Source organism: Actinocorallia aurantiaca, from assembly GCF_039533685.1.
In the GTDB taxonomy this organism is placed as follows: Bacteria; Actinomycetota; Actinomycetes; order Streptosporangiales; family Streptosporangiaceae; genus Actinocorallia; species Actinocorallia aurantiaca.
Genome location: NZ_BAAATZ010000013.1, coordinates 234,740 through 256,982, shown reverse-complemented (window position 1 = coordinate 256,982; position 22,243 = coordinate 234,740). Strand labels below are relative to the sequence as shown.

21 protein-coding genes are annotated in these 22,243 nt (G+C 70.3%); 4 read left to right on the top strand and 17 right to left on the bottom strand.

The window, feature by feature from the left end:
- The 13 genes from rpsC to ABD327_RS19125 all read right to left on the bottom strand — a co-directional run.
- Positions 1-691, bottom strand: a 691-nt coding sequence (gene rpsC, locus ABD327_RS19185; protein ID WP_344451859.1) for a 30S ribosomal protein S3, incomplete at its 3' end; no start/stop codon positions are given.
- The gene (rplV, locus tag ABD327_RS19180; protein ID WP_344451858.1) at positions 691-1,062 is read right to left on the bottom strand and encodes a 50S ribosomal protein L22; all 372 of its coding nucleotides are present in this window, start codon (positions 1,060-1,062) and stop codon (positions 691-693) included. The genes rplV and rpsC, both read right to left, overlap by 1 nt.
- A gap of 28 nt (positions 1,063-1,090) precedes the next feature.
- Positions 1,091-1,372: a 30S ribosomal protein S19 gene (gene rpsS / locus ABD327_RS19175; RefSeq protein ID WP_344451857.1), complete on the bottom strand. Its 282-nt coding sequence runs from the start codon at positions 1,370-1,372 to the stop codon at positions 1,091-1,093.
- 8 nt (positions 1,373-1,380) lie between these two features.
- Positions 1,381-2,214: a 50S ribosomal protein L2 gene (gene rplB, locus ABD327_RS19170; RefSeq protein ID WP_344451856.1), complete on the bottom strand. Its 834-nt coding sequence runs from the start codon at positions 2,212-2,214 to the stop codon at positions 1,381-1,383.
- 38 nt (positions 2,215-2,252) lie between these two features.
- Entirely contained in the window at positions 2,253-2,552 is a 300-nt protein-coding gene (gene rplW, locus ABD327_RS19165; protein ID WP_344451855.1) for a 50S ribosomal protein L23, read from the bottom strand.
- Positions 2,549-3,154 carry a 50S ribosomal protein L4 gene (gene rplD, locus ABD327_RS19160; protein WP_344451854.1) on the bottom strand — a complete coding sequence of 202 codons (606 nt, stop codon included), beginning with the start codon at positions 3,152-3,154 and terminating at the stop codon, positions 2,549-2,551. The genes rplW and rplD overlap by 4 nt, the downstream gene beginning before the upstream one ends.
- On the bottom strand, positions 3,151-3,807 hold the full coding sequence (rplC, locus tag ABD327_RS19155; RefSeq protein WP_344451853.1) for a 50S ribosomal protein L3: 657 nt from the start codon (positions 3,805-3,807) through the stop codon (positions 3,151-3,153). The genes rplD and rplC overlap by 4 nt, the downstream gene beginning before the upstream one ends.
- A gap of 13 nt (positions 3,808-3,820) precedes the next feature.
- Complete coding sequence (rpsJ, locus tag ABD327_RS19150; RefSeq protein ID WP_012854632.1) at positions 3,821-4,129, bottom strand: 30S ribosomal protein S10; 309 nt, start codon at positions 4,127-4,129, stop codon at positions 3,821-3,823.
- Between the two features lie 207 nt (positions 4,130-4,336).
- Positions 4,337-5,530 carry an elongation factor Tu gene (gene tuf, locus ABD327_RS19145; RefSeq protein WP_344451852.1) on the bottom strand — a complete coding sequence of 398 codons (1,194 nt, stop codon included), beginning with the start codon at positions 5,528-5,530 and terminating at the stop codon, positions 4,337-4,339.
- Positions 5,531-5,595: 65 nt separating this feature from the next.
- Positions 5,596-7,707, bottom strand: coding sequence for an elongation factor G (gene fusA / locus ABD327_RS19140; protein WP_344451851.1), 2,112 nt, complete (start codon positions 7,705-7,707; stop codon positions 5,596-5,598).
- Positions 7,708-7,748: 41 nt separating this feature from the next.
- Complete coding sequence (gene rpsG, locus ABD327_RS19135) at positions 7,749-8,219, bottom strand: 30S ribosomal protein S7 (RefSeq protein ID WP_344451849.1); 471 nt, start codon at positions 8,217-8,219, stop codon at positions 7,749-7,751.
- Entirely contained in the window at positions 8,219-8,593 is a 375-nt protein-coding gene (rpsL, locus tag ABD327_RS19130; RefSeq protein WP_344451848.1) for a 30S ribosomal protein S12, read from the bottom strand. Before rpsL ends, rpsG begins: the two co-directional genes overlap by 1 nt.
- A 601-nt stretch (positions 8,594-9,194) precedes the next feature.
- Entirely contained in the window at positions 9,195-10,772 is a 1,578-nt protein-coding gene (locus ABD327_RS19125) for a hypothetical protein (RefSeq protein ID WP_344451847.1), read from the bottom strand.
- Positions 10,773-10,953: 181 nt separating this feature from the next.
- Between ABD327_RS19125 and ABD327_RS19120 the strand changes: the two genes are divergently transcribed.
- A complete protein-coding gene (locus tag ABD327_RS19120; RefSeq protein ID WP_344451846.1) occupies positions 10,954-11,319 on the top strand; it encodes a DsrE family protein in 366 nt (121 codons plus the stop codon).
- On the opposite strand, the gene ABD327_RS19115 is transcribed toward ABD327_RS19120, so the two are convergent.
- From ABD327_RS19115 to ABD327_RS19105, 3 genes are all read right to left on the bottom strand, one after another.
- On the bottom strand, positions 11,313-11,585 hold the full coding sequence (locus ABD327_RS19115; RefSeq protein WP_344451844.1) for a hypothetical protein: 273 nt from the start codon (positions 11,583-11,585) through the stop codon (positions 11,313-11,315). The genes ABD327_RS19120 and ABD327_RS19115 overlap by 7 nt on opposite strands.
- Before the next feature lie 203 nt (positions 11,586-11,788).
- On the bottom strand, positions 11,789-12,502 hold the full coding sequence (locus tag ABD327_RS19110) for a type 1 glutamine amidotransferase (protein ID WP_344451843.1): 714 nt from the start codon (positions 12,500-12,502) through the stop codon (positions 11,789-11,791).
- On the bottom strand, positions 12,492-13,724 hold the full coding sequence (locus ABD327_RS19105; protein WP_344451842.1) for a Mur ligase family protein: 1,233 nt from the start codon (positions 13,722-13,724) through the stop codon (positions 12,492-12,494). The genes ABD327_RS19110 and ABD327_RS19105 overlap by 11 nt, the downstream gene beginning before the upstream one ends.
- A 397-nt stretch (positions 13,725-14,121) precedes the next feature.
- Here ABD327_RS19105 and ABD327_RS19100 point away from each other — a divergent pair, with 397 nt between their 5' ends.
- From ABD327_RS19100 to ABD327_RS19090, 3 genes are all read left to right on the top strand, one after another.
- The gene (locus ABD327_RS19100; protein ID WP_344451841.1) at positions 14,122-15,819 is read left to right on the top strand and encodes a hypothetical protein; all 1,698 of its coding nucleotides are present in this window, start codon (positions 14,122-14,124) and stop codon (positions 15,817-15,819) included.
- Between the two features lie 180 nt (positions 15,820-15,999).
- Positions 16,000-17,082, top strand: a complete 1,083-nt coding sequence (locus tag ABD327_RS19095; RefSeq protein WP_344451840.1) for a hypothetical protein — start codon at positions 16,000-16,002, stop codon at positions 17,080-17,082.
- Positions 17,083-17,172: 90 nt separating this feature from the next.
- Entirely contained in the window at positions 17,173-19,986 is a 2,814-nt protein-coding gene (locus ABD327_RS19090) for an ATP-binding protein (protein ID WP_344451838.1), read from the top strand.
- Between the two features lie 231 nt (positions 19,987-20,217).
- Here the strand turns inward: ABD327_RS19090 and ABD327_RS19085 are convergent, their stop codons facing one another.
- Complete coding sequence (locus tag ABD327_RS19085) at positions 20,218-22,041, bottom strand: hypothetical protein (protein ID WP_344451837.1); 1,824 nt, start codon at positions 22,039-22,041, stop codon at positions 20,218-20,220.
- Positions 22,042-22,243 lie beyond the last annotated feature (202 nt).

Sequence of the window (22,243 nt, the reverse complement as noted above, 5' to 3'; positions counted from 1 at the left end):
GGCGCTCGCCGCCGGCACCGGCGCCGGCGCGCTGGGCGGCGGCCCGCTGCTCGCGCTCGGCGCGGGTCGGAGCGGCGTCACCCTTGTAGATCCAGACCTTCACGCCGATGCGGCCGAAAGTGGTCCGGGCCTCGTAGAAGCCGTAGTCGATGTCCGCGCGCAGCGTGTGCAGCGGCACCTGGCCCTCGCGGTAGAACTCCGAGCGGGACATCTCAGCGCCGCCAAGACGACCGGAGCACTGGACCTTGATGCCCTTGGCGCCGGACTTCATCGTGGACTGGATGGCCTTGCGCATGGCGCGACGGAACGCGACACGGCTGGACAGCTGCTCGGCGACGCCCTGGGCGACGAGCTGCGCGTCCATCTCGGGGTTCTTGACCTCGAGGATGTTCAGCTGGACCTGCTTGCCGGTCAGCTTCTCCAGGTCGCCCCGGATGCGGTCGGCCTCCGCGCCGCGGCGGCCGATGACGATGCCCGGCCGGGCGGTGTGGATGTCGACGCGGACCCGGTCCCGGGTGCGCTCGATCTCCACCTTGGAGATGCCGGCCCGGTCCATGCCCTTGGTGAGCATGCGCCGGATCGCGACGTCTTCCTTGATGTAGTCCTTGTAGAGCTTGTCGGCGTACCAACGGCTCTTGAAGTCGGTCGTGATGCCCAGGCGGAACCCGTGCGGGTTGATCTTCTGCCCCACTACCGGGCCCTCCTTGTCTTCTTGACCGGCGCGCCGTCCTCGAGGGATTCGAGGACCACGGTGATGTGGCTGGTGCGCTTGTTGATGCGGTACGCGCGACCCTGAGCACGCGGCCGGAACCGCTTCAGGGTCGGACCCTCGTCAACCCAGGTGCGGGCCACGACGAGCGTGTCCTGCGCCAGGTTGAAGTTGTGTGTGGCGTTGGCGATGGCGCTGTTCAGCACCTTGCCGACCGGCTCGCTGGCTGCCTGGGGGGCGAAGCGCAGCACAGCCTGAGCCTCCGCGGCCGGCAGGCCACGGATGAGGTCCACCACACGGCGGGCCTTCCTGGGCGTGACGCGGATGAACCGCGCCTGGGCCCTGGCTTCCATGACTGTTCCTCTCATCTGTTTGCTGCGCTCAGCCTCGACGGCTGCGGCGGTCGTCCTTGACGTGGCTGCGGAACGTGCGGGTGAGCGCGAACTCGCCCAGCTTGTGTCCGACCATCGCCTCGCTGATGAAAACCGGAACGTGCTTACGGCCGTCGTGCACGGCGATCGTGTGACCGATCATCTCCGGCACGATCATGGAGCGCCGCGACCACGTCTTGATGACGGTGTGGGTCCCCTTCTCATTCTGGGCTTCCACCTTTTTGATCAGGTGGTCGTCCACGAAGGGGCCCTTCTTAAGGCTACGTGGCATGACGACTCCTACCGCTTCTTGTTGCTGCGACGACGGACGATCAGCTTGTCGCTGGGCTTGCCGGGCTTGCGGGTCCGGCCTTCCTTCTGGCCCCACGGGCTGACCGGGTGGCGTCCACCGGAGGTCTTGCCCTCGCCACCGCCGTGCGGGTGGTCGATCGGGTTCATGGCCACACCGCGGACGGTCGGGCGCTTGCCCTTCCACCGCATACGGCCGGCCTTGCCCCAGTTGATGTTGGACTGCTCGGCGTTGCCGACCTCGCCCACCGTCGCGCGGCACCGGACGTCGACCTTGCGCATTTCGCCGGACGGCATGCGCAGGGTCGCGTACATGCCCTCCTTGGCCAGCAGCTGGGCACCAGAGCCCGCGGAGCGGGCCAGCTTGGCCCCGCCGCCCGGGCGCAGCTCGATGGCGTGCACGACGGTACCGGCCGGGATGTTGCGCAGCGGGAGGCAGTTGCCGGGCTTGATGTCGGCGCCGACGCCGTTCTCCACCACGTCACCCTGGCGCAGGCCCTGCGGGGCCAGGATGTAGCGCTTCTCACCGTCCGCGTAGTGCAGCAGCGCGATGCGCGCGGTCCGGTTGGGGTCGTACTCGATATGCGCGACCTTGGAGGGGACCCCGTCCTTGTCCGCCCGACGGAAGTCGATGAGGCGGTAGGCGCGCTTGTGTCCGCCACCCTGGTGGCGCGTGGTGATGCGGCCGTGGTTGTTCCGGCCGCCCTTCTTGGGGAGCGGTCGCAGCAGCGACTTCTCCGGCTCGCTGCGTGTGATCTCGACGAAGTCGGCCACGCTGGAGCCACGACGACCCGGAGTCGTCGGCTTGTATTTACGGATGCCCATCTTTTTCGTTCATCCCATCCAGTTCGGTGCCAGAGCCCTTAGGCCTGCGGCCCGAAAATGTCGATCCGCTCGCCCTCCGCCAGGCTGACGATGGCGCGCTTGGTGTCCTTGCGCTTGCCGTAGCCCTGGCGGGTCCGCTTGCGCTTCCCCTGCCGGTTGATCGTGTTCACGCCGATGACCTTGACACCGAAGACCTGCTCCACCGCCTGGCGGATCTGGACCTTGTCGGCGCTGGGGTCGACGAGGAACGTGTACTTGCCCTCGTCCAGCAGCCCGTAGGACTTCTCGGACACGACCGGCGCGAGAAGGATGTCCCGAGGGTCGTAGATCCTGCTCACTTCGCACTCCCCTTGGCGTGGGCGAGGAACTCCTCGTAGCCCTTCTCGGTGAACACGACGTCGTCACTGACCATGACGTCGTAGGTGTTCAGCTGGTCGGCGACGATGACGTGCACGCTCGGCTCGTTGCGCAGGGACTTCCAGGTCAGGTCGTCCTCGCGGTCCAGGACCAGCAAGATGCGCCGGGCCTCGGTGATGTCGCGCAGCGCCTTGATCGCGGCCTTGGTCTTGGGCGTGTCGCCCTCGACGAGACCCCCGACGACGTGGACCTGGCCCGCGCGGGCCCGGTCGCTCAGCGCGCCGCGCAGAGCGGCGGCCTTCATCTTCTTCGGGGTCTTCTGGGTGTAGTCACGCGGCTGCGGGCCGTGGACGATGCCACCGCCGGCGAACTGCGGGGCGCGGGTCGAACCCTGGCGGGCGCGGCCGGTGCCCTTCTGCCGGTACGGCTTCCTGCCGCCACCGCGAACCTCGCCACGGGTCTTGGTCTTGTGCGTGCCCTGGCGGGCCGCCGCCAGCTGGGCCACCACGACCTGGTGGATCAGCGGGACGTTGACCTTGGCCTCGAAGATCTCGGGGGCCAGTTCGACGTTGACCTTCGTCATGCCTGGGCCTCCATCTTCTTCACAGCGTTGCGGACCAGCACCAGGCCGCCGTTCGGACCGGGAACCGCACCCTTGATCAGGATGAGGTTCTTCTCGGCGTCCACGGAGTGCACGGTGAGGTTCTGGATGGTCTTGCGCGCCGAGCCCATGCGGCCGGCCATGCGCATGCCCTTGAAGACGCGACCGGGAGTCGCGCAGCCGCCGATGGAGCCGGGCGAGCGGTGCTTGCGCTGCACGCCGTGTCCGGCGCCCAGGCCGGCGAAGCCGTGGCGCTTCATGACACCGGCGAAGCCCTTGCCCTTGCTGGTGCCGGTCACGTCGATCTTCTGTCCGGCTTCGAAGGCCGAAGCGAGGACCTCCTGACCGGGCGTGTACTCGGCGGCATCATCGGTGCGCAGCTCGACGAGGTAGCGGCGCGGCGTGACGCCGGCCTTCTCGAAGTGCCCCGCAAGCGGCTTGTTGACCTTGCGCGGGTCGATCTGCCCGAAGCCGAGCTGCACGGCGTTGTAGCCGTCCTTCTCGGTCGAGCGGACCTGCGTGACGACGTTCGGTCCGGCGAGGACGACGGTCACCGGAACGATCCGGCCCTCATCGTCGTAGACCTGGGTCATCCCGAGCTTCTCGCCCAGGACGCCCTTCCTGTTGGTGCTCATGTGATGTCGATCCTCAGAGCTTGATCTCGATGTCCACGCCCGCGGGGAGGTCGAGCCGCATCAGCGAGTCAACCGTCTTGGGAGTGGGGTCGATGATGTCGATCAGCCGCTTGTGCGTGCGCATCTCGAAGTGCTCGCGGCTGTCCTTGTACTTGTGCGGCGAGCGGATGACGCAGTACACGTTCTTCTCGGTCGGCAGCGGTACCGGGCCGGCGACCTTGGCGCCCGTCCGCGTCACCGTCTCAACGATCTTCTTCGCCGAGCTGTCAATGACCTCGTGGTCGTAGGCCTTGAGCCGGATGCGGATCTTCTGTCCCGCCATGGTGCCCTCGGTATCCTTTGCTGCTCAAGCAGGGAGCGTGCGCTCCCCGCTTATACCTCCCGCACTCGAGAGGCGGGCTGACGTGTCAAAGCGAGTGCTCACGCACTCGCGCGTACCCCTGCCAGGGGCAAGGTTCAATGATATGCAACCGCGGGGGTACCTTCCGCCGAACGGGGCACTCCCCCGCGGTCACATACGTGTTTCCGCTTACTTGAGGATCTTGACGACGCGACCCGCGCCGACCGTCCGGCCACCCTCGCGGATGGCGAACTTCAGGCCCTCTTCCATGGCGATGGGCTGGATGAGCTCGACGCGCATCTCAGTGTTGTCGCCCGGCATGACCATCTCGACACCCTCGGGGAGGTTGACGACACCGGTCACGTCGGTGGTGCGGAAGTAGAACTGCGGGCGGTAGTTGTTGAAGAACGGGGTGTGGCGGCCGCCCTCGTCCTTGCCCAGGATGTAGACCTGGGCCTCGAACTCGGTGTGCGGGGTGTTGGTGCCCGGCTTGATGACACACTGGCCGCGCTCGACGTCCTCGCGCTTGATGCCGCGCAGCAGGAGGCCGACGTTGTCGCCCGCCTGGCCCTGGTCGAGGAGCTTGCGGAACATCTCCACACCGGTGACGGTGGTGGAGGTGCTCTTCTCCTTGATGCCGATGATGTCGACGACCTCGTTGACGTTGACGACACCGCGCTCGATGCGGCCGGTGACGACGGTGCCGCGGCCGGTGATCGAGAAGACGTCCTCGATCGGCATCAGGAACGGCTTCTCGGTGTCGCGCTCGGGCTGCGGGACGTTCTCGTCCACGGCCTTCATGAGCTCGAGGATGGAGTTGGCCCACTTCTCGTCGCCCTGCAGCGCCTGGTAGGCGGAGATGCGCACGACCGGCAGGTCGTCGCCCGGGAACTCCTGGTCGCTCAGCAGCTCGCGGACCTCGAGCTCGACGAGCTCCAGGATCTCCTCGTCGTCCACCATGTCGCACTTGTTCAGGGCGACGACGATGTAGGGCACGCCGACCTGGCGGGCGAGCAGCACGTGCTCGCGGGTCTGCGGCATCGGGCCGTCGGTGGCGGCCACGACCAGGATCGCGCCGTCCATCTGGGCGGCACCGGTGATCATGTTCTTGACGTAGTCCGCGTGACCCGGGCAGTCGACGTGGGCGTAGTGCCGGGACTCGGTCTGGTACTCGACGTGCGCGATCGAGATGGTGATGCCGCGCTCGCGCTCCTCGGGAGCCTTGTCGATGTCCTCGAACGGCGTGAACGGGTTGACGTCCGGGTAGGCGTCGTGCAGCACCTTGGTGATCGCCGCGGTAAGGGTGGTCTTACCGTGGTCGATGTGACCGATGGTGCCGATGTTTACGTGCGGCTTCGTCCGCTCGAACTTGGCCTTCGCCACGAGGTTCTCCTCAGTGATTCTGACGTACGTGTTGACAGTTGGCTATGTGGTGCCGGAGCCCGGAGCTACTCGCCCTTGGCCTTGGCGATGATCTCCTGCGCGACGCTCGAGGGAACCTCCGCGTAGGAATCGAACTGCTGCGTGAAAACAGCTCGGCCCTGGGTCTTGCTGCGCAGGTCACCCACGTAGCCGAACATCTCGGAGAGGGGTACGAGCGCCTTGACGATCCGGGCGCCGTAAGCCTCGTCCATGGCCTGGATCTGGCCGCGGCGGCTGTTGAGGTCACCGATCACGTCGCCCATGTTCTCCTCGGGCGTGGTGACCTCGACGGCCATCATCGGCTCGAGCAGCGTGGCGCCGGCGCGACGCGCGGCCTCCTTGAACGCCATCGAACCGGCGACCTTGAACGCCATTTCCGAGGAGTCCACCTCGTGGTAGGCGCCGTCGAGGAGGGTGACCTTCACACCCACCATCGGGAAGCCCGCGAGCACACCGAACTCGGCGGCCTCCTGGCAGCCGGCGTCCACCGACGGGATGTACTCCCGGGGGATGCGGCCACCGGTGACCTTGTTCTCGAACTCGTAGCCGTCGCTGCCGCCGCCCAGCGGCTCCAGCGTGATGATCACGCGGCCGAACTGGCCCGAGCCACCCGTCTGCTTCTTGTGGGTGTACTCGACCTTCTCGACCTTCTTGGTGATCGACTCACGGTAGGCGACCTGCGGGCGACCCACGTTGGCGTCGACCTTGAACTCGCGCTTCATCCGGTCGACGAGGATCTCCAGGTGGAGCTCGCCCATGCCGGAGATGATCGTCTGACCGGTCTCCTCGTCCGTGCGGACCTGGAAGGACGGGTCCTCCTCGGCCAGCCGCTGGATCGCGGTGCCCAGCTTCTGCTGGTCGGCCTTGGTCTTCGGCTCGACGGCCACGTGGATGACCGGCGCGGGGAAGGTCATCGACTCCAGGACGACGGGGTTCTTGTCGTCGCAGAGCGTCTCACCGGTGGTGGTCTGCTTGAGACCCATGACGGCGACGATGTCGCCGGCGCCCACGCGGTCGATCTCCTCGCGCTTGTTCGCGTGCATCCGGTAGATCTTGCCGATCCGCTCCTTCTTGTTCCGAACGGAGTTCAGAACCGAGGAGCCGGACTCGAGCACGCCGGAGTAGACGCGGACGAAGGTCAGCTTGCCCAGGTGCGGGTCGGACATGATCTTGAAGGCCAGACCGGAGAAGGGCTCGTCCTCGCTCGGCTTGCGAGCGATGACGGTCTCCTCGTCGTCCATCTTGTGGCCCTCGATCGCCTCGATGTCCAGCGGCGACGGCAGGTAGCGCACGATGGCGTCCAGCAGCGGCTGCACACCCTTGTTCTTGAAGGCGGTGCCACAGAACACGGGGGTCAGCTTGGCGGCGAGGGTCGCCCGGCGAACGCCGGCCATCAGCTGCTCGACGGTGGGGGTGCCACCCTCGAGGTACAGCTCCATCAGCTCGTCGTCGTTCTCGGAGAGCGTCTCGATGAGCTGGGCCTGCGCCATCTCGGCCTCGTCGACCATGTCGGCGGGGATGTCGGCCTCGTTGTACATCTCGCCGAGCTTCGCCTCGGCGTTCCACAGGAGGGCCTTCATCTTCACCAGGTCGATGACGCCCTGGAAGTCCGCCTCGGCGCCGATCGGCAGCTGCATGACCAGCGGAATCGCGTTGAGGCGACTCACGATCATGTCGACGCAGCGCTGGTGGTTGGCGCCCGTGCGGTCCAGCTTGTTGACGAAGCAGATGCGCGGAACGCCGTAGCGGTCGGCCTGACGCCACACGGTCTCGGACTGCGGCTCGACACCGGCCACACCGTCGAAGACGGTCACGGCGCCGTCGAGCACGCGCAGCGAGCGCTCCACCTCGACGGTGAAGTCGACGTGGCCCGGGGTGTCGATGATGTTGATGGTGTGTTCGACGTCTTCGACGGGCCACTTGCAGGTCACGGCAGCGGAGGTGATGGTGATGCCCCGCTCCTGCTCCTGCTCCATCCAGTCGGTGGTGGCAGCGCCGTCGTGGACCTCGCCGATCTTGTAGCTCATCCCCGTGTAGTAGAGAATGCGCTCCGTCGTCGTGGTCTTGCCGGCGTCGATGTGGGCCATGATCCCGATGTTGCGGACCTTGGAGAGGTCCACACCGGTCTTAGCAGCCATGGTGCTCGCGTCCTTGCTCTCGTGGGTTCGGCCGGCCGCTGCTACCAGCGGTAGTGGGCGAAGGCCTTGTTGGACTCGGCCATCTTGTGGGTGTCCTCGCGCTTCTTGACCGAGGCGCCGAGGCCGTTGGAGGCGTCGAGCAGCTCGTTCATCAGGCGCTCGGTCATGGTCTTCTCGCGGCGGGCGCGGGAGTAGGTGACCAGCCAGCGCAGCGCCAGAGTGGTGCTGCGGGCCGGACGGACCTCGACCGGAACCTGGTAGGTCGCGCCACCGACACGGCGGGACTTGACCTCGATGGTCGGCTTGACGTTGTCGAGAGCGCGCTTGAGCGTGACGACCGGGTCGTTGCCGGTCTTCTCGCGGCAGCCTTCGAGCGCGTTGTAGACGATGCGCTCGGCGATGGAGCGCTTGCCGTCCAGCAGGATCTTGTTGACCAGGCTGGTGACCAGCGGGGAGTTGTACACCGGGTCAGCGACCAGTACGCGCTTGCCCGCAGGGCCCTTACGCGGCATTAGCTCTTCTCCTTCTTCGCGCCGTAGCGGCTGCGCGCCTGCTTGCGGTTGCGGACGCCCTGGGTGTCCAGCGAACCGCGGATGATCTTGTAGCGAACACCGGGCAGGTCCTTAACACGACCGCCGCGCACGAGCACGATGGAGTGCTCCTGCAGGTTGTGTCCGACACCGGGGATGTAGGCGGTGACCTCGATGCCACTGGTCAGGCGGACACGGGCGACCTTGCGCAGAGCCGAGTTCGGCTTCTTGGGCGTCGTCGTGTAAACGCGAGTGCAGACACCGCGGCGCTGGGGGCTCCCCTTCAGCGCGGGCGTCTTCGTCTTGGTCACCTTGTCCTGCCGGCCCTTTCGGACCAACTGCTGGATTGTGGGCACCGCTTCTCCGTCTTCCTTCGTCGTACCGGGCCCGGTCTCCGCGACCGGGTGAGCGTGGTCTGTCCCCGCTCTGTTTTGTATGCGCGAGTCACACCCGGAATTTCTCGTCCGCGCATCACCCTGATCAGCAACTCTTGCGAGCCTCTGACCTGCAGGTTTGCTTGTCTCACCGACCCCCGAGGTCGGGCGTGTCGCGCCGTCCGTGACCCCGTCCGGCCCCATAGCGGAGCCGAGCCGAGCCGGGGGAGTGATCTGCGCCGCTTCCGGGCTGCCTCAGGCGGCCTTACAAGCGCACGCACGCGAGCCCACGCAGCGCGGGCACGAAGAGAAAGAGTACCTACCACTGCACCCGAGGTCAAAGCGAATGAGCCATTACCGGCTGGAAGGCCTGCCACGCAACCTTCACAAGCCGTATTCCGCGCTGCCCGACCGCCGGGGTCTCACCCGCGCAAGGCTCGTACAGGGGGAAGAACGTGGGTCTTTGCCAGAAAAGTTCCCGGTTGTCCGGGAAAAGAGAAGGGACCCGTATGTCAGGCAGATCATACGGGTCCCCGCGGTTCCGCCGCCCGCCGTCCGGCGCCGGGCGTGTCGGACCCGGCCGTCAGATGAGGAAGGCGACCACTATCACAATGATCGCGACCAGGGCGACGAGGCCGAGCCAGATCCAGATCTTGTTGGAGCCGCCCTCGGCCGCCTCCTGCTGAGGCTGGCCGTACTGCTCGGGGGCCTGGCCGTACTGGTGCTGCCCGTAGGGCTGCTGGCCGTACTGCTGGTCCTGGGGCTGCCCGTACTGCTGGCCCTGGCCGTACTGCTGGTCCTGAGACTGCGGCTGCCCGTACTGCTGCTGAGGCTGGCCGTACTGCTCAGGGGCCTGGCCGTACTGCTGAGGCTGCCCGTAAGGCTGCTGGCCGTACTGCTGGTCCTGAGACTGCGGCTGCCCGTAGGGCTGCTGACCGGGCTGGTCATAGGACGGCTGAGACTGCCCGTACTGCTGACCCTGGCCGTACTGCTGGTCCTGAGACTGCGGCTGCCCGTACTGCTGCTGAGGCTGCCCGTACTGCTCCTGGGGCGGCTGCTCGCCGAACTGGCCCGGAGTGAACGCCTGGGTGGCGTCGTCGTCCTGCGCCTGCTGCCGGGGTTCGGGCTGCTGCGGCTGCTGCCAGTCGCGGGCGTTGAAGTCGAGCCTGGTCTCGCCGCCCACCTGGCCTGCCGACGGGGCGCCCTGCTGGGGCCTGCCGTAGGACTGGCCCTCACCCGGACGCGGCTGCTGCGGCGCCTCCGCCTCGGGCTTGTTGGTCACCAGCGGGATGTCCCCGGGGAAGGGCTGCTGCTGGACGAAGACCGTCGGCGCGGCCTCCTCCACCGGGGCGGGCTGCGGCTGCTGCTGCGGCGGGGAGAACGCCGCGGGCGGAGCCTCCTGCTGGTGCTGCGGCGGCGCGTGGTGCCGTCCGGCGAGGTGGTCGGGGCGGGCGACCGGGGCCGTCCCCCACGGGTCCTCGTTCGCCGGGGGCTCCTTCACCGTCTCGTACGGCGACGGGGCTCCCGCGGCGGGCTGCTGGGGCGCGGGCGGCTGGAAGTGCTGCTGCGGAGGCGGGAAGCCCGGAGTCTCCTGGACGGGGGCGAAGCCGCCGGTGTCGCCCGAGCGGTAGGGCGCGGGCTGCTCGGGCGCCTGGGGCTGGTACGCGCCCGGCTGGGGCGGCGCGAAGGCACCGGGCTGCTCCGCCGGAGGCTGCGGCGGAGCGAAGGCGCCGGGCTGCTCCGCCGGGGGCTGCGCGAAGGGCTGCTGCTCGGGCGCCGGGGGCGGCTGGTAGGCCGGGGGCGCGAAGGGCTGCTGCTCGACGGGCTGCGGGTACGCCGGAGGCTGCGGCGGAGCGAAGGCGCCGGGCTGCGGGTAGCCGGGCTGGGGCGGCTGGGGCGGCTGGGGCGGCTGGGGCTGCTGCCAGGAGGGCTGCTCCGGAGGCTGCGGCGGCGGCACGGGCGGCAGGGACGGCGCGGGCTCGGCCGGGACGGCCTGCGGCGGGGCCGGAGGCTGCTGGGGCCGGAGCTGCGGCGCGCCGAAGACGACGGTCCGCTCCCCCGCGGGTCGGATGGGCGGATCTGGCTGGTCGGAGACGGCGGGCTGGTCGGCCGACGCCGACTCTTCCGGCAACGGCCGCTCCGGGCCGTTCTGCTCGGTCATCGGTAGGCTCCTTACAGCACCGAGTCCTTGTGTTTTACCTGAGCCGCGCCTATATCACGCGACCAGTCACAGACTGCCTTCTGTGCCTGCGAACGGCAAATCCTTCATGGTGAGATCAAGGAAATTTCCCTCCGGAACGGTCACCGGAAGAACGAGAAAACCCCGAAAGTAGGCTGCCTCCATGACTCGATCATTGGTGATCAAAGTAACTGCGGGCGCGGAGGCCCCCGAGCGCACCAACCAGGCCTTCACCGTCGCGGCGGCTGCGGTCGCCAGCGGAGTGACCGTCTCGTTGTGGCTGACCGGCGAGGCCGCCTGGTTCTCGGTCCCGGGGAAGGCCGAGGAGTTCCCCGCCCTCCCCCACGCCGCCCCGATCCCGGACCTGCTGCAGGTCATCCTGTCCGCGGGGCGGGTCACCCTGTGCACGCAGTGCGCGGCCCGGCGCGGCCTCACCGAGGACGACCTCATCGAAGGCGTGCGCATCGCGGGCGCCCCGGCCTTCGTCGAGGAGATCACCCGGGACGGTGTCCAGGCCCTCGTCTACTGACGGTCGGCCGGCTCCGACCGGGGCGCGCGGTTCTCCACGTGCACCGCGGCCTCCTCGGCGGGCCGGTCCTCCGAGTGCCGCTCGCCGGTGCGGGTCTCCTGCTCCACCCACCGGCTGATGCCCATCTCTCCCTCGTCCTCGACGGAGAAGTCCACGTCCTTCGGCGGGTCCTCCTCGTAGGAGCGCACCAGTTCGTCCTGGAACTCCTGCTCGTCGTCGCCCATCTGCGGATCGTGCTCCGGAATGCGTTCGTGCCTGTCGGGCATCTGCGCTTCTCCCCCGTGTGCTGGACCGTTCACTGAGATCAACGTTCGGACGGTTCCTTTATGTGCCCGGGTTGGCCGAGATCATGCCGAAGCTTGGGAGGCGGGGCGGAACAGCGGGAGAAGCAAGGAGCCGCCCCGAGAGATCGGGACGGCTCCTTGCCCATACGGATTTCGGCGGCGCCGGACCGCCGAGGCGGGACGCGTCAGCCCGGCAGGACGGCGCGCAGGCGCTCCTCGCGCAGCCGCCCCGACCAGGTGTCGTCCACCTGCTCCAGCCGCCGCCCGACCGCCCAGCCCAGCAGCAGGTCGGCCAGCGCGGGGTTGCGGACCAGGGCCGGCCCGTGCATGTAGGTGCCCACGACCTTGCCGCTGTAGGCGCCCTCGAAGCCGTCGCCGTTGCCGACGCCCACCGCGACCCGGGCCAGCGGCCTGGCGCCCGCGCCGAGACGGGTGACGCCCTGGTGGTTCTCGAACCCGGTGATCATCGGGACGCCGAGCTCGGGGTCGACCTCGCCGGCCAGCTCGCCGACCGCGCGGACCTCGCCCCTGCCGCTGCGGATGTCGAGCAGGCCCAGGCCGGGGAGGGGCTGGCCCTCCTCGCCGCCGAACTCGTGGCCGAGCAGCTGGTAGCCGGCGCACACCGCGAACACCGAGGCGCCGAACTCCACGGCCTTGTGCAGCCCGCCGTCGGCGCGCAGCCGCTGGGCGGCCAGGATCTGCGGCCGGTCCTCGCCGCCGCCGAGCAGGTAGATGTCGCCGTCCACCGGCACCGGTTCGTCGGAGTGCACGTTGATCGTGCGGGTGGGGATGCCGCGCAGCTTGGCCCGCCGCTCCAGGACGATGCAGTTGCCGCGGTCACCGTAGGTGCTGAGCAGGTCGGGGTAGACCCAGACGATCTTGATGGTCTCAGAGGGCACGGCCGTACCTCGTTCGGATGTCCTGGAAGGCGGTGTAGTTGGCGATCACGTCCAGTTTGCCCGGCGGGACCGCCATGACCGCCTGCTCGATGTCGTCGACCACGCGGAAGTCGACCTCGGCCGCCTCCAGCCGGGCGGCGAGGTCGAGCCTGCGCTCGCCCGTCGCCCAGACCGGACGGCCCTTGAGCACCCGGTAGTCGACGTCCCACAGCCAGGAGGTGTCGCGTCCGTCGGGGCCCTGGGCGTTGATCGACAGCGCGACCGGGCCGGGGGCGGGCTCCAGCACGTCGAAGGCCTCCAGCCAGCCGGCCGGGTTCTTGGCCAGCAGCAGCCGGATGTCGCGGCCCTGGAACTGGACGGTGGTGTAGCGGCCGGCCACCGAGGCGACCTTGCCCAGCAGCGGCAGCGCCTGCTCGGGCGGAACGCCGAACAGGGAGACGACGGCCAGCGCCATCGCGCCGTTGGAGCGGTTGGCCCGGCCGGGGAGCTGCAGGTCCAGGCCGTAGGTGTGGCCGCCGGGGGCGGTGACCCTGTCGCCGTGCAGGATCCAGTCCGGCTTGGGCCGGGCGAAGGGGCACTGGCGGCAGGCCCAGTGGCTGCCGTCCCGGTCGAGCGGGCCGCCGCACTCGGGGCAGCACCAGGAGTCCTCTTTCCAGTGCTGGCCGACCGCGACCCAGGTCACCCGCTTGGCGGCGGAGGCGCCCCAGGTGACCAGCGGGTCGTCGCAGTTGGCCACCACATGGGTGTCGACGCCCTCCAGCGCCTTGCGCCACTTGCCCGCCAGCTGCCAGATCTCGCCCGCGCGGTCCATCTGGTCGCGGCTGAGGTTCATCAGCAGGACGACGTTGGCGCCGGTCTCCTTCAGCACCAGCGGCACGTACTTCTCGTCGCACTCCAGCACGCCGTAGCGGGCGTCGGGAGCGGCGGCGAGCGCGCTGACGTGGCCGGTGGGCATGTTCGCGCCGAAGGCGTTGGTGGCGACCTCGCCGAGCCCGCTCATCGCGCTGGCGATGAGCCGGGTGGTGGTCGTCTTGCCGTTGGTGGCGCTCACCAGCACCAGTTTGCGGTCGGCGGCGAGCCTCGTCAGCAGGTCGGGGTCGAGCTTGAGCCCGATCTTCCCCCCGATCACCGATCCGTCGCCGCGTCCGGCCAGTCTCGACATCTTGGACGCCGTACGGCCCAGCGCGACCGCCAGCTGCGACCGCAGCGGAAGATCACTCATGGAATCTCTTTCCCTAAAGCCTGACTGCACTCGACTCTAATGGGTGGCCCGGTCATTACGGTGTTGATCTCGACCGAACCATCGGCCAGGCTACGTTCCGCTGTGCCATGCCTACAAAACGTATCAATGTGATGAACACCGCATTATTTGGGATGGCCCAGCTAGACAAGCACACCAAATGCCACTTGTACCGAGGAATCTTCCTTGCGCCCCTACCCGGGGGAACGACAAGGCAGAATCACCGGAGAACTTTGCGAGAAGGGTAAGTGCCATGCAGTGTCCGTCCTGCGCCACGCCGGCGTCCGAGGGGCAATCGCACTGCGCCCGATGCCGCACCTCTCTGTCCGCGCTCGCCGGCGCGTACGCGGCGCCCACCAGCAGCACCGAAAAAACGATCATGTTCGACCAGGCCCCCTGGACGCCCGCGCCCGCCGAGGAGCCGACGGGGTCCTGGACGCCCGTCCCCGCCCCCGGGGAGGCCGATCCCCCGGCCCCGGCGCCCGAGCAGCAGGCGTCCGGCCCCTTCTCCTCCGGGTTCCCGGCTCCGGAACTCCCGGCGCCGGCGGCGCCCCGGCAGGGCGAGGCGACCGAGTGGTGGACCCCGGCCCTGGACGCCCCGTCGGGCCCCACCCCGCTGCCTCCGCAGCAGGCCTGGTCGCCGCGGGCCCTCTCCGCGGCGCCGGAGATCCCCGAAGCGCCCTCCGTGCCGATCGTGCCCGACTCCTGGTTCGCCGGTCCGGTCCAGGAGCAGGCCTCCGGCGGTTCGGGCGAGTTCCGGCAGGTGCAGACGGGACCGTTCACCCCGGTGTTCGACGGCGCCGGCCAGGGGCGGCCCGCCGAGCCCCCGGCCGCCTTCTCCGCCGACTCCACGTTCGCCGCCATGGGCCCGCCCGACCCCGGAGCCGCACGGCCCGAGGAGCAGGACCCGTACGCGCGGCCCGGCGGCCCGGTCTCCGAGCCCCCGTACGTCCAGCCGGACGGATTCGAGTCCGCGCCTCCCCACGACCGGTCCGACGGGTTCGAGTCCCCGCCTTCCTACGGTTGGCCCGAGCCCGCGCAGCCCGAGGGACCCGTCTCGGAGCACCCGTACGCGCAGCCGGGCGGATTCACGGCCGCGCAGCCGTACGCGCAGCCTGAGTACGGCCGGCAGTCCGAATACGGCCGAACCGAGTACTTCCAGCCGGAGCACGGCAGGCCGGAGTACCCGCGCCCCGACGGGCTCGCCGCAGAACCTCCGTACGCGCAACCCAACGGGCTCGCCGCAGAGCCTCCGTACGCGGCGCAGCAGCCCGGCGAGCCGCCCTACGGGCAGCCCCAGGCGGGATTCGCCCCCGCCGCCCAGCTCGGCATGATGGGCGGGTCCGGCGGGTCCGGCGGGTTCGGGCAGCAGCAGCCCTGGGGCGGGCCCCAGGAGGAGAAGCCCCTGTGGGACCCCAACGGGCCGCTGCCGATGACGCAGTCACACCGCGCCCCGTCCGCGGACGGCGGCGCCAAGAACAAGCCGCTTCTCATCGGGGTCGCCGCGCTGGTCGTCGTCGCCCTGGTCTCCGTCTGCCTCGTGTTCTTCGACGGCGACGACGACCCGAAGAGCAAGATCGCCCCGTCGCAGCGGCCCGTCGCGCAGGTGCCCGCCGGGGAGAGGACGACGGACCCCGCCGCGGTGAAGCAGGCCCGGAAGGTGCAGGCGCTGCTGAACGCCAGCGCCAAGAGCCGGGGCGCGCTGAGCGACGCGCTCGTCAAGGCCCGCAAATGCGCCGCCATCCCCGCCTCCGTCAACACCATGCAGCAGGTCGCCCAGCAGCGGCAGGCGCAGTGGAAGCGTGCGCAGCAGCTGAACATCCCCCAGCTGCCCGAGGCGGTGAAGCTGCGCGCCGCCCTCGCGCGCTCCATCAAGCTGTCGCTCGACGTCGACCTGGCCTACCTGGCCTGGGCGCGCAGCAACCAGGGCTGCAAGGGCAAGACCCCGCTCAAGGGCGCGAACTACAAGCGCGGCGACAGGCTCTCGGCGCAGGCGTCCCGCTCCAAGAACCGCTTCCTGGAGATGTGGAATCCGATCGCACCGCGGTACGGCCTGGCGAAACGCCAGAGTTTCTGAGCCGGCCCGCGGCCCCTGTCGGAGTGCTGGACGGGGCCGCGGGCGAGTGACGGCTGTAGTGTGGTGGGGCTAAGAACGTCCTGGCTGCAAGTTTCCCCCGACTCGAGGCCGCCGATGCAGTGTCCCGAATGCCGTAGTGAGACTCCCGGTTCGCTCGGCCGATGCACCCGCTGCGATGCCGTGCTCCCGCAGGTCGACGAGGCCTCCCCGTGGAGCGCTCCGCCCGGCGGGAACGAGCCCTGGCCGCCGGAGCCCTGGCAGCCCGAGCCCGTCCAGCAGGGCTGGCGCGCGGAACCGTCGCAGGACGACCGCCCCTGGGCCGCCCAGGACGAGGAGCGTCCCTGGGCCGAGCAGCCCCGGGAACGCCCCTGGGCCGAACAGCCGCAGGAGCGCCCTTGGGGGGAGCAGCCCGTCCAGCGTCCGTGGACGGAAGGGCCTGCGCCCGAACGGCCCTGGGGAGAGCAGCCCGGCGAGCGGCAGTGGAACGAGCAGCCGCCGCAGCAGCGTCCCTGGGACGCCGAGCCCGGGCAGCAACAGTGGAGCGGAGGGCAGGCTCAACAGCCCTGGAACGCCGTCCCGGAAGAGCAGCAGCGCTCTTCGCGGAACGACGGCGAGCAGTGGCTGCCCGACGAGGCGCCGCGCTGGCGCGGGCCGTTGATCGCCGGCCTGGTCGCCGCGCTGCTGACCGCCGTGCTCGTCGTCGGCTACGTCTTCTGGTCGAAGGAAGACGGCTCCGACGACTCGCTCGCCCAGCCGGGCACGTCGCAGGACAGCGGGGATGACTCCAAGAAGAACGCCCCGAAACAGGATTCTCCCGACAGCGACGCGCCCGACACCTCGGGCGACCCCCAGGCCGAGGCCGAGGCGGTGGACGCCGTACTGGACGACATGTCGGCCAGCCGCAAGAAGCTGGCGAACATCACCTACACGTGCGCGAACAAGTCCAAGGACATCTCCGCCTTCAGGACCGCCGTCCAGGAGCGCCAGGGGCAGCTGGCAGACGTGAAGGGGCTGTCCTTCGGCGCGCTGGAGAACGGCGACGAGGTGAAGAACGCCCTGGTCGCGGCGCTCGAGGCGTCCATCGAGTCCAACCAGGAGGCACTCACCTGGCTGGAGGACGAGGACGGCTGCGACAAGGACGCCGCCGCGCGCCTGAAGGACGTCACCGACGAGGCGACCGAGACCAAGCGGACGTTCCTCGACCTGTGGAATCCGATCGCCACCGCGCAGGGCCTGCAGACCTGGACCCGCGAGAACATCTGACCCTCCGCCCGCTCCCGCCGGAGCCGTGGTCCGCGCGAGGGCTGTGGAAAACCCGGATCCGTCCGCGAACGGCGGCATGATGAGGTGGTGATGACCTCGCACGGGCCCTGGTTCAGGATCGAGGCGATCCCCGCGGCGCAGCGGGTCTCCTCGGCGGAGTGGGATTTCGTGACGGTGCTGCCCGCGGTGCTGTCCGCCGCGCAGCAGCGGCGTCCGTTCGTGGTGGGCTGGCTGTCCAGGGGCGGCGGGTCGCCGCTGGAGCTGGTCACGAACGCGGGCTCGGGCGACGGTTCGCTGCTGTTCCCCAACGGCGCGCGGGGCAGGGTGTGCGGTGACGACTGGCTGCACACGGCGGCGCGCATGGTGTGGAAGCGGTGCCCGGGCCGCCAGGCGCCCCCGCTGGCCGGATCGGGCCAGGAGCACTCCTCGCTGTTCGAGTCGATGCTGACGACCCTGCTGGGGCGGCCGTTCGGCTGGCTCCTGGTGGCCGAGCCGTGCCCCGAGCCGGCCTTGGACGCCGAGCTGCGCGACCTGCGGCACGAGCTGCGCATGCTGCGGCGCGACGAGCAGAGCGACGCGGGACGGGCCGAACGGAGGCTGGCGGAGCTCGACGCCTACCGGGAGGCCGGGCTGTGGAACGTCCGGGTGCTGGCGGGCGCGGCGGACCCGGCCGGTCTCGAGCAGGTCGCGCCGGTCCTGGTCGGCTCGATGGAGCTGGGCCACCACCCGTACCGGCTGCGCACCGGGCGGGGCTTCGGTTCGCTCGCCGAGACGCTCGGCGGCTCCGAGGAGGGCTTCCCGTTCGCCTCGTCCGCCGGAGTGCTGGCCGCGCTCGCGGGGCTGCCTCGCCGCGAGGTGCCCGGGGTGCGGGTGCTGGACCCCGGATTCTTCGACGTCACCTCCGAGACCCCGCCCGGCGGGCTGGAGCTCGGCGCCATCCTCGACGGGCAGGACCGCGCGGTCGGGCGGTTCACGGTCCCGCTGGAGACGCTGAACCGGCACGCGTTCGTGACGGGGGCGACGGGGTCGGGCAAGTCGCAGACGGTCCGGCACCTGCTGGAGCAGCTCACCCGCGCGGGGGTGCCGTGGCTGGCGATCGAGCCCGCCAAGTCGGAGTACGCGGCGATGGCGGGGCGGATCGACGCGCCGGTGACGGTGGTCAACCCGTCGGATCCGTCGTCGGTGCCGCTGTCGGTCAATCCGCTGGCGCCCGAACCCGGCTACCCCGTCCAGGCGCACATCGACATGATCCGGGCGCTGTTCCAGGCGGCGTTCGACGCGGAGGAGCCCTTCCCGCAGATCATCGCGCAGGCGCTGCAGCGGGTGTACGAGGCGTGCGGCTGGGACGTGGTGACCGGCGGCGGCAGGCCGGGGGCGCGGGTGCCGCCCGCCGTCCCCACGCTGGAGCAGCTCCAGCAGGCCGCGATGGAGGTCATCGACGACGTCGGCTACGGCAGGGAGCTGATGTCGGACGTGAAGGGCTTCGTCGACGTGCGGCTGCGGTCGCTGCGCATCGGCTCGGCCGGCCGGTTCTTCGAGGGCGGGCACGACGCCGACATCGGCGGGCTGCTGCGCGAGAACGTCGTCCTGGCGATCGAGGACGTCGCCAACGACGAGGACAAGGCGTTCCTGATGGGGACGCTCATCATCCGGGTGGTGGAGCACCTGCGGATGCGGGCCCGCACGGGCCGCACCCGGGGCCTGCAGCACGTCATCGTCATCGAGGAGGCGCACCGGCTGCTGCGCCACCGAGAGGGCTCCTCGGCGCACGCGGTCGAGCTGTTCGCCGGGATGCTCGCCGAGATCCGCGCCTACGGCGAGGGCATCGTGGTGGCCGAGCAGATCCCGGTGAAGCTCATCCCCGACGTCGTGAAGAACACCGCGCTGAAGGTCGTCCACCGGCTTCCGGCGTACGACGACCGGCATGTGGTGGGCTCGGCGATGAACCTCGACGCCGACCAGTCCCGCGAGGTGGTGTCGCTGCGCCCCGGGGTCGCGGCGGTCTTCGCCGACGGGATGGACCGGCCGCTGCGCGTCCGCGTGCCCTGGGGCGAGGACCGCGAGGAGACCCGGCCCGGCCCGCCTCCGCCCGTCCGAGGGCGGCGTTCGGTGGCGTGCGGCACCGAGTGCCGTTCCCGTCGCGCCTGCACGCTGAGCGAGCTGCGCAAGGCCGACCTCCTGGCCTCCGACGCCGAGCTCTCCTGGCTGCGCCTGTGGGCCGACGTCCTGGTGCTGTCCCATCTGGTGAACCGCGTGCCGCCCGCCGTCCCGCCCGACCTGGCCCGCGCCTGGCAGCGGCTGCCTCCCCGCACCCGCGAGTGCATGCTCGCCACCGTCCTGGACCGCTCGGTCGGCCGCCGCGCGCTGGCGCTGCGCACCGACTTCGACCCGTCCACCCTGACGGTCGCCGCCGCCGAGGCCGCCGCCCGCCTCCTGGCGGGCTCCTCCGCGGGGGACGCGGAACCCGCCCCGCCGGGCCCCGCCTTCGTGATCCCCCAGCTGCGCTGGCTGCACGAGATGGACAAGCTCTTCCCCCTGGACGCCCCCGCCCCCGACCCCCGCTCTCCCGCGCCCCCGCTGGACCACGTCCTGCCGGGCCTCCGCGGCCAGTCCTCCGACACCAGGTTCGGGCAGCGCCTCCGCGCCCTCCGCCGCCACCCGCTGTCCCCCGCGCTCCCCGCCAACCGCCCCATAGCCCGCGACGCCCTCCTGGGCACCCCGCCCGACCCCTACGACGACGACCTCGACCACGTCTCCGTCGGCCTGCCCCCCGACGACCGCCTCCACCACCTCGCCACCGCACTCCGGACCCCCTGGCTGGAATCCGTCCTCACCTGGCCCGACCGTTTCATCGCCCCCGCCTCCACCCCTGACGACCCGCCCTCGGACACACCGCCCTCCTGACTCGCCGCCAACCTGACTCACCGCCACCCCGCCGGCCCGCGATGGCGGGGACGGCTCCGCCACGGCCTCTGGCCACCCGCCCCTCAGGTTCCCGAAGAACGGGTCAGGAGACGGAACGGCTCCGCCATCACGGATCGCGACGGGCCTGGCCGCCCGACCAGCCCGACCATCAGTTCCCGAAAGACGGGTCAGGAGACGGGAACGGCTCCGCCATCGCGGATCGCGACGGGGTCAGGCCTCGGGGCCGTCAGGTTCCGGAGGGGTGTTGCCGGGGGCGGGGAGGGGGCGCTCGTCGGTGTCGTCGCCGGAGAGGGGGTGGGCGGTGGGGAGGGTCATGATGCCCGGGTTGGCGTCCACCAGGTAGGTGGTGTTGGCGTGGGTGAAGACCATGGCGGTGGGCGGGAGGTCCTGGAGCTGGCGGCGTTCGGGGCGGAGCTCGCGGGTGCGCTGGGGGGCGACCGCGCCGGCGACGGTGCCGGGCCACGGGCCGGTGGAGATGACGTCGATCAGCGAGTGGCGGGTGGGCGCGGGGCCCGTCAGGGGGGCGGTGAGGGCGTGCTCCCCCATGGCGCGGCGGGCGTAGGCGACGGTGCTGGAGTAGGGGGCGGTGGGTTCCTCGGGGGTCGCCTTCTCCGTGGCCTCGGCCAGGAGCAGGTGGGGTTCGGCGCCGAGGTAGTCGGCCGCGGCGGCCGCGTCCGAGGCGTTGCCCAGACGCATGAAGCCGACGGCGCTGTTGCCCCGGCCCAGACGTTCCCGTACCGGCCCCGGGATCGTGCGGTACATGAGGACCAGGCCGGTGCCGGTGGTCTCGCAGGCGTCCGCCAGCCGGTCCAGGACGTCGCCGCGGAGCTTCTCCGCCCCGCACAGGAACAGGGTCTGCCCCCACGGCCGGTGGACGGGGGTCTGGCGGAGCAGATGGGTCAGCGCGGTCGTGACGTACGTGGCGAGGATCTTGTTGGTGAGCACGCCGGCCCTGCGGTCCAGGGAGATGACGCGCAGCGGGGCGGGCGGCAGGTGCACCGAGTCGGAGCCCAGGTCCTCCAGCTTGCGCAGCTGCGACTCCAGCGTCCAGGCCCGCTCCAGCACGACCCGGTCGGCGGCGCCGCGCCCGAAGAGGGTGGAGATCCGGTCGAGCTGCTCCTCGGTGAGCAGCCCCGCCTTCAGGTCGTCCCTCGGGTCGCCGACCTGCGCGAGGGCACGCAGCGCCGCGGTGATCTGGGCGATGCGCGGGGATCCGCCGAGCACCGAGATGAGCCGCTCCAGGATGGAGTTGTCGATCGAGGTGTCCCGCACCGACGACTCCGACTCGGTCGCGCCGACCACCACCGACAGCACGTCGGCCAGGGCGGACGGGCTCAGCCTCGTGCCGAGGTCGAGGCGTTTGAGGTCGTCGGGCAGCACCCACACCAGGGGGTCCTCACCGGGGAGCCGCAGCAGGTCCCGGGCGACCGCCCCCTCGGACAGGTCGAGCACCGTGACCCGGGATCCGGCCTCCAGCCGGGCGGCGCCCATCATGGTGACGGCCGCGGCCCAGCCCGCGAGGGTGCCGCCGGCGATGTCGACCCGGTCGACGCCCGGCGGGACCGTCACCGGATGCCATTCCCGCTGGTTCTCGTAGGCGGCGCGGGCCTCCTCCCACTTCCGGCGGGCGAGCGCGTAACCGTCCTCGGCCTCGGCCCTGCGCTGTTCGAGGCGGGCCTGGGCGTGTTCGCGGCGCTGCCGGTCGGCGCGCCTGCGGATGCGCACGGCCTGCTCTCCCTGCCAGACCGACCAGCCGGTGATGCCGATGACGATGAGGCAGGCCAGCAGCCCGACCAGCGCGAACGCCCACTGCAGCCAGTCGCCGAACCCCAGGGCGAGGAAGAGCAGCCCGCCGATCCCCGCTCCGACGGCGGTGTACTTCAGGGGGCGGTTGCGCATGGTCTCGCCCTGGTACTGCTCGGCCTCCTCCATCCAGGTGGGAGCGTTCCGGGCATACGGGTACGGGGGGCGCGGCTCCGGACCCGGATCCGGGTGCGCCTGGTCGTAGCGCCAGCCGACGTAGACCCGGTCCATCACCGCGTCGTTCGCCTCGCCACGTCGCTCAAGGTCAGCGCCCTCTGTTCCCCTGTTGTTCTCTTACACGACCAGCGTAAGAAGGTTGCCTTCTCCCTGCCCCAAGTTCAAGGCACATGCCACCGACATCATCCCCAAGTATGACAAGCCCCCAAAAACGCCCCTTCAGCCACGAATCCCTTCACTGCCCTGACCTCATCCG